The organism is Faecalicoccus sp. (assembly GCF_036552745.1).
GTDB lineage: Bacteria > Bacillota_I > Bacilli_A > Erysipelotrichales > Erysipelotrichaceae > Faecalicoccus.
In genome coordinates, this window is sequence record NZ_JAXKBY010000107.1 from 1 (window position 1) to 7,814 (window position 7,814).

Annotated in this window: 6 protein-coding genes; 1 reads left to right on the forward strand and 5 read right to left on the reverse strand. The window is 34.1% G+C overall.

What is annotated here, in order from left to right:
- Positions 1–115: 115 nt before the first annotated feature.
- The 5 genes from pglX to U0M88_RS05215 are packed head-to-tail and all read right to left on the reverse strand — an operon-like array spanning position 116 to position 7,021.
- The gene (gene pglX / locus U0M88_RS05195; RefSeq protein WP_331869127.1) at positions 116–2,029 is read right to left on the reverse strand and encodes a BREX-1 system adenine-specific DNA-methyltransferase PglX; all 1,914 of its coding nucleotides are present in this window, start codon (positions 2,027–2,029) and stop codon (positions 116–118) included.
- A gap of 12 nt (positions 2,030–2,041) precedes the next feature.
- Positions 2,042–5,569, reverse strand: coding sequence for a BREX system P-loop protein BrxC (gene brxC, locus U0M88_RS05200; RefSeq protein ID WP_331869128.1), 3,528 nt, complete (start codon positions 5,567–5,569; stop codon positions 2,042–2,044).
- A 19-nt stretch (positions 5,570–5,588) separates the two neighbouring features.
- Positions 5,589–6,143, reverse strand: coding sequence for a BREX protein BrxB domain-containing protein (locus U0M88_RS05205; protein WP_331869129.1), 555 nt, complete (start codon positions 6,141–6,143; stop codon positions 5,589–5,591).
- Between the two features lie 8 nt (positions 6,144–6,151).
- Complete coding sequence (locus U0M88_RS05210) at positions 6,152–6,754, reverse strand: DUF1819 family protein (RefSeq protein ID WP_331869130.1); 603 nt, start codon at positions 6,752–6,754, stop codon at positions 6,152–6,154.
- Positions 6,755–7,021, reverse strand: a complete 267-nt coding sequence (locus tag U0M88_RS05215) for a helix-turn-helix domain-containing protein (RefSeq protein ID WP_331869131.1) — start codon at positions 7,019–7,021, stop codon at positions 6,755–6,757.
- A 246-nt stretch (positions 7,022–7,267) separates the two neighbouring features.
- Between U0M88_RS05215 and U0M88_RS05220 the strand changes: the two genes are divergently transcribed.
- On the forward strand, positions 7,268–7,714 hold the full coding sequence (locus U0M88_RS05220) for a sigma factor-like helix-turn-helix DNA-binding protein (protein ID WP_331869132.1): 447 nt from the start codon (positions 7,268–7,270) through the stop codon (positions 7,712–7,714).
- The last annotated feature ends 100 nt before the right edge of the window (positions 7,715–7,814 follow it).

The following is a 7,814-nucleotide window of genomic DNA, read 5'->3' on the forward strand; positions in this document are numbered from 1 at the left end:
AATACTTGTCTATGTCTTAAAGAAGTTGAAGTACTCTATTCATTACTTTTTTATCCGGCAGATTGCAACAGATGCTTTATTTGAGGTTTCTTTTTAATGCTGAATTATGGCTAAATCACCAAACTGTGGGTATAGCGAAAATTTTTTCTATATCATCTATTTCTATATATTGAAAATTTCTTTCATGTAGTCTAAAATATTTACCATTAAAGTTTTCAGTTACTCCATTTTTTATGACAAATGATGTAGAACCAAAATCAATTCCAAATATTCCTCTTCCCATATGTAATAAACTATATATTGTTTTATTCTTAATAATATTTTCTCTCAATTTTCTAAATGAACTCAAAAATAGTACTGATGGAGGTGTTATAAGAGCATAATAGCCATTTTCAGAACATAATTCTCCACATCTACTTATAAACATTGCAAATAAATCAATTTTTGAGTCAGCATATTTATTTGTCGCAAACTTATACAATTGATTACTCATACCTTTATTCCCCATATAAGGAGGATTTGTAACTGTAACATCAAATTTCATTGATAAAACTTTTGCACATTCAATTAATGGTAAAAGATTATCCATGACTAAATCATTGAATAGAGAAAAATCTGTATTCTTTAATTTGTTGATAATGTCGTCATATGGATGGCTTTCTGTTGTAATCAAAGATCCAAATTCTTTGGCATCATGCATTTCATTGAGTATAGATAGAACTTCGTCTTGTATTTCTTTTGATAACTCACCTCCATCAAAATAAGTTCTGTATTCGTTGTTGCTTTCTACAATCTCATATATGTTAGGCTTCAATCCTAAAGTTAATATCCTTCTGTTATAGGATCTAGCTTTCATCATGATAGAAAAATAAGCTAGTTGATAGGCACGTTTATCAATATCAAGTCCATAAATATTGTTTTCTAAAATGGAAACTGCTGCATCTCTTTGTGGCCAACCATTTGCTTCATAAATCTGCATGAGCACATCAAAAACATAAACCAGTATGTGACCAGAACCCATACACGGGTCAATTATCTTAATATCTTGAATATCTTTAGAAGCAATCTGTTTATTGATTTCATTTAACTGTTGACGAACTTCTTTTTCCTGTTTTGCTTCAGGCAAAAAGTATTTCCATCCCATGGTATCGGCGATATACTTTTCGTTTGAGATTCGCTTCTCTTCTATTTCATCAAAACTCATCTCATCTTCGCCACGTCCATCCGCAAAAACACCTTCATTTTGTCTTTTATTGATGAAGATTCTACCTAAACTATTCTCCACCATATAATGAACGATCCAATCAGGTGTAAAAAGTTGTGTTACGGCAGGAATATCTTCTTTGGATAACTTTGTTCCTTTTTTACGCGCATAAACTTTATCTTTAGGTTCCGTATTATAAAACTGATATAACCAACCGATAATCTGCACCTGATCAAGCCATGAGTCTTCATCAATATCAGAGATTAATCTTCCAATCACGCTATCTGGTCTCAATAAATTATCTGGAAATAAAAGGGCTTTATAGTCTGAAATCTTAGTAAACATTCCTGGAAGATATTTACCCATATCATTACACTGGGCAATCAACAGGTATTTATAAAGCTCATCATCTTTATTTTCTTGGATGCAGTTAAAGATATATTGTTTATCTAAGTCATCAAATTCTAGATTTAAAGCTTCTTTTAAGATCTCGGGTTTATATTCATTATTTTCATTAGTAAATACACGAATTCTAGTCGGGAGGTAGTTATTTACTTCCATGAAACGAAGCGCAATAAAACGGTTGAACCAGGTATAAGCTACTTCTTCGATTGTTTCATCAAAGCCTAGTTCAGTGACTTTATTAATTAGTTCTTGTCTTTGTGTTTTTTCTTTCGATGTTAAGATCTTGCCATTAACACTATCGGCATTTGCATCAATAATTTCATCTTTTGATACACCATATTCAAAAGCTTTGAGTGCAACTTTATCAATCAACTCATTTCTAGCCCCTATGGCATATTTTTGAATTGCGCTTTTGTTCATATCTGCTATCTCCTACTTAATATCTAATTCATCCACATCACTTAAATAACCTAACAACATCTTGCGAATATCTTCTACATAAGATTCAACGTCATCTTTGGACTTGAGTGTCTTACGTGGGAAGATTGCATTCATATAGAACTCTCTTTTTTTCTTTGGTTTTAGAGGAGTTAATGGGCTAGGTACTGGATTATCTTCTCTTTTTGGATTCAACATCTGATCCATTTGATCAAGATATCGATCTCTTAGAGATGTTAGAGTCAGCACCTTACTATCTAAAGCTGTTAAGGATTCTAAACGTAACACTTCATTTCGGCGTTCATCAAATGATCTTTTTGCACTATTTAAAGCATTTAAAAGTTCGGGCTTATCTTTCGCCTTTTCTTCTAACTGATGCATACATTGATCAATCAAAGAACTGATCTCTGCTCGTTTATTCTTTAATAGTTCGTCTCTGGCATCTTTAATTATCGAAATATAATTATTTAAATCTTTGATGCGACTATAGTTATAGGCATTACTTGGTGTAGTGATTTTCTTTATTTCTTCTACGGCATTTTGTACTTCATCTAAACCAATGAAGTAATCACCTTCATATTTAACAGAATCAACAAAGTTTAAACCATTATCAAAGATAGTCTTTTGTGTCGCAAAGAAATTTTCCACGTCAGCCATGTCTTCTTTACTGTCTAAAAGATCATCTTGGATATCAATTAAATAATCAACTAAAGCGATATTATCGCTGGAATGAAGATGAATATCATCAATCAAACGAACAGCTGTATCCACTATTGCTTTACCCGGATAATTGTGTTGAGCATATTCTCTTTGATAATTCATATAATGACTTCTTTGATCACCAAAGTTATCACTAATGAATTCAAACAAACCATCTTCATCATTAGGAAGATCCATAACATCAAAGTATTCACGCAATAGGTCTTTGACTTGTTTTAGCTTAAAAGATGGTATTTCTTCACGGATAGAAATCATTACTTTGCCCGTTTCAGATTTCTTATATAAATATCCAACTAATCGTGAATCTTCTTTAGTGATCGTCATACCGGCAACTTTAACCGTTACTTTTTGATTAGCTACTAATTGTGCAATAACCGATGCAATATCTAAATCGCGCCAGCCGTATGGAGCATTCGAATACCGATTTTGAAGATCTGCCATTGAAGTAGGCAGTTTCATCTGGGCTTGATATTTCAAGTAATTCTCCACTTCATTTAAAGCATCTTGATTATCATAAGTTCCATCCATCTTTTGCTGGTTTGTGCCACGAAGGATACTTAAGATATCACTATCTGATTGCGCATTTGTTTCAATCATATTGAGATATTTATAAGTTTGCTCTACAAGATATTCCAAAGCTTTGTTGATCTTGGTTTTGGCATCACTTCCTTGTAGGTTAACTACTTCTCCAGAGATGTAATATTTACCTTCTACAATGGATTTTGATAATTCATCTCTAGCTTGCGCTTCAAGATTAGATGCCTCACGTTGACGATCGGTAATGATTTTCTGGATCGTATCTGGTAATTGCGAAACATTCTTTTGTTTGATATATTTACGGATCTTTAAAGCTAATTCAATCGATTCAAAATATGGATAAGAGTCAGAAAGTACGCAGATTGCTTCATCATTTTTAGAATCGGTAATAAGCTTTAATTCCTGTCGATCACTAGCATCGGCAGCCACTGTCATGAAACGCAAGCACATGTCACTTCCGGTATTGCCAATATTTAGCCCATCTACTCTTTCATCGAAAGAGAAATCGTATTTACCATAACGATATTTTTTGTTTTGATAAATATCTGAGAAAATCATATCGCCAATCTTTGAAATAATTGATGACGTATCAACTGGCGTATTCTTGATTTCTCTAGTGATATCTTGTTCTTCATCCGTTAAAAAGGTATAGATATCGCCATTTCTTGCCACATAGTTTTGACGAACTAGACGTTCTAGTGATTCTTTAACAGCATTCTTTAGTTCTAATTTATCAACCGTAATGGTATCGGCCATTAAAATCGTTAAGTTTTCAATGTTGGATTTCACATCATCGATATAACGAATCAGATACAAAAGCTTTAAAAGTTTCACGTCTTCTTTTGTTAGACCTTGATTATTATCAGCTGCTCTTTCCGCTCTTTCGATAACACTACGAACGGCCGTGTCCAAGAAGCTATGTAAAGTATCATAGAATTCATACAAAGGCACTAAAGATAGTTCATTTCGATCTTGTACCTTTTGTGCCGATTCCTGGAATCCATTCAACATCGAGCGTTCCCCGCTGGATTGATGTTTACCAGCATGGCCATGTTTACGGATCTCATTGAATACCTTTTGCATCAAAATAAATTGATAAGGGACAAATGGGAATACTCGAATGAATTGCGCTTCTGTAGAATAACCGCAAATATCCTTATTTTCAGTATCAAAAGAATAAAGATTTCTTAAAACGGAATCGTTATTATCATAGACCATCTTCAAGGTCTTTTCTGCTTCATCCGTCTTAGTCAACAAGCGCTTTTCAATAACTTCACCAACGGATGAAGAGGTTAAACTCAACCGCACTTTAAAACGAGCCATGATACGAGAGAATTCATCTTGGCGGACTTTGATCATATCATCTAAAGCTTCTTGTCCTGTGGCAACGATCCATACCTGTCCACGGCAAACAGAACCTAACTTTTCGATCAGTGATTGTAGATTTAATAACATGCTGGTATTGGTACCAATATATTGACCAGCCTCGTCAATCATGAACAATAAACGGAATCCTTCTGGTTTGGAATCTACATATTCTTTGATCTCATCCACTAATTGACCAACACTAAGATCCACTTCTTCAGTGCCATTAAACCAGTTTCTGGCAGCTGTTTCACTGATACCGAGTACCTTGACCATTGTTTCAACAACATCATCTTCAAAGAAAGCCATTGTATTTCGTGTTTCTTCCCAAGATTCGCCATTGATCTCTTCAAATACTCTTTTAAACTCATCATACTTCCCTTGTTTAGAAATGAACTTTTCTAAACTGGCAACTTTCAGATCCTTGCCATAAAAACCTAGATGATTATAGAAAACGGTGGCGAACACGCGTAATACAGCGGTGTCATCTTTATTGATGGAGCCTTCTACGTCGATATTAAAAAGGATTGTTTCGGTTGGAACACTTGTTGATTTTTCAACATTCATGAAGGTTAATTCGTCATCGAATTTGTCTCTAAAATATTCAATCGTTGGTTTACCATTGACTGTCTTGTTCGATAATAAATAAGACAACATCTTTAAAAAGTGTGATTTACCACTGCCAAAGAAGCCGGTGATCCATACACCAACATTATCGGTTGGATGAACAAAGGAATCGCTATAAGCATCAAAGAATGTGACAAAATGCTTCTTTAATTCGGATGTAACGACATATTCTTTGATTTCTTGATAAACAACATCTTTCTCTTCTTGTTCAACTTGGACGACACCGTTGATATTCCGGTTGATGTCATCTCTAAACATATTTTTTATCTGCATAAGTTCTCTCCCCTATTTCTTATAACGAATTAAATGCCCGATAATACTCGTTAGCTTTTAGTAAATTGAATAATTTAACATAATGGCCATCAAATGTTCCTGGATAAAATACAAGAATGGGAACATCTGTAAATAGTGGTTGCATGGCTTCTAATAAACTATGCACACGCATAAATGGAAATACTTTTCCAACTCCGCCTAATACAACAACATCCTTACCACGAACGTGCGGATCATATTGCATCTTGGAAGCGAAGGTCTTGGCATCGCACATTTTCTCAAATTGTTTGGCCAAAAAATCTTTTCCTCTTTTTTCTTCTAAAGCCGGAATACGATCTAGAATTCGGTTGTCTTCACATATCTTTAAAAACACTTCATATAGATCGTAATATTTGATATTACATTCTAAACTTTCATTAGTAATCCGCTCTATAAAATGGCGAACAATCATTTCTTCTTTTGGGTCATAACAAAACATACGAATATTGACTTCATTACTTAATCCTTTGCCCAAAAGGAAATCTTCTTGTTGGATCGTCTTTTTTAAAAGATCTAATCTTTCTTTGATATCCATAACTTCACCTACTCAAAACAGTTAAAAGCACTCAGTATTGCCTTTTCATTTCGCTCTTTTAATACTTCTTTTAATCCCAGATCAATCAAGACAGGATTTAAAGTCGTTGATTTTATAGAATCTAAATATTCATTTTCAACTAATAATTTAGTTAGAACTTGTTTGTTCTTTTGGATCGTAGACTCTGACCACTTTGCTACCGTTTCGTTTTGTTCCTGCAATCGAGTGAATAAAACATTTACATCCATTCGAGAATAGGACATATCTTTTAAACGATATTTCTCGCCAATCACACCGACCATAAAATCATAGACAATGCGATAATATTTGATCATTGCATAGAGGCAAGTTTGTTTAGCAGAATCCGAAGATCCATTCGCAATTAAATCTACTAGTTTCTCACTATCCAATGTATGAAGACGTTTCAAACAAACGCTTGTGATATTTCTAATCATCTTGTTTGTAGGATATTGATAAAGATTGTCTTCTTCAATTTCTTGAACAATTTCTTTATCAGACAATCCCTGCGTCATGAGCCTTGCGGTAATTCGCATCTCAGAAAACAAGAATTGCTCTCTTGTGAGCGTCTTATAAGAAGTGCTTGTCTCCATTTAGGCATTCTCCTTTAATGCGACGACTTCTACGATATCATCTAGTGAACAATCTAATCCTCTACAAATCCGAACTAATACGTCCATCGATACATATTCATTTTTTGATAATTTTGCCATTGTAGGCGAGCTAAGATTGCACATCCTAGCAAGATCGCTTTTTTTAAGACCCTTATCAATTAATAATTTAAAAAGATTGTTGTAACAAACATTATTCATAGATATCAAACTCCTCTTGTTTGCACACTGCAATATCGCTTTTTTCATATGTAATATGATATCATATTTCCATAGCAAAATATATACTTACATTAGCATTCACTAAGAAATAGTAGACTTTTGTTAACTGTTCTAGTATTTTTATGCAAGAGTTGATTGCTAATGATTTATCCACAGCCCTTGACAGAGACCAACGACCAATATTGAATCTCTGTCATTTTTTTATGCTTTTTTTCTTTCGGGAGGCGAAAAATCAGTGATTTCGCCGCCTATTAAGTGAAAGGAGAAAGCATTATGGGACACAATCATGGAAGAGACTACAAAGAATGGCTCGACAAAAAAGAAAAGGAAGAGAGATTGCTAAGGCAGCTAGGAGTAGATGAAGGTACAATTCAAATTCTAAGAAATTATGACTATCGTCTGTTCCTGGATGACAGAAGGTTTACCGATCACGAAAGGGCGACAAGCGAGGGGTTGTTTCTAATGGTTCCTGCTTATGATCCGGTGATTATCGCAACTCCGGAAAAGCTGCTGGATGAAATCGAAGATGTCACTGTTTACTATGTCCTAAAGAAATCGGATAGAAGACTTCTGGAGATCCTGATCCTATTGATGCAGGACTATACAATTGAAGAAATTGCTGAAGATCTTCATATGTCGACCAATGCCGTTTACAAGCGTCTTGAAAAACTTAGAAAAAAATTACGCTATACCGACAATTTGGTGATATGGCATAAATAATGTCAAATTAGATTTTATATTATAGTCAGAAAAGAGGTATTCTTTATGACTACAAATACTCAATCATTTTTAACCAAACATGCAACTTCCCATTTGATGG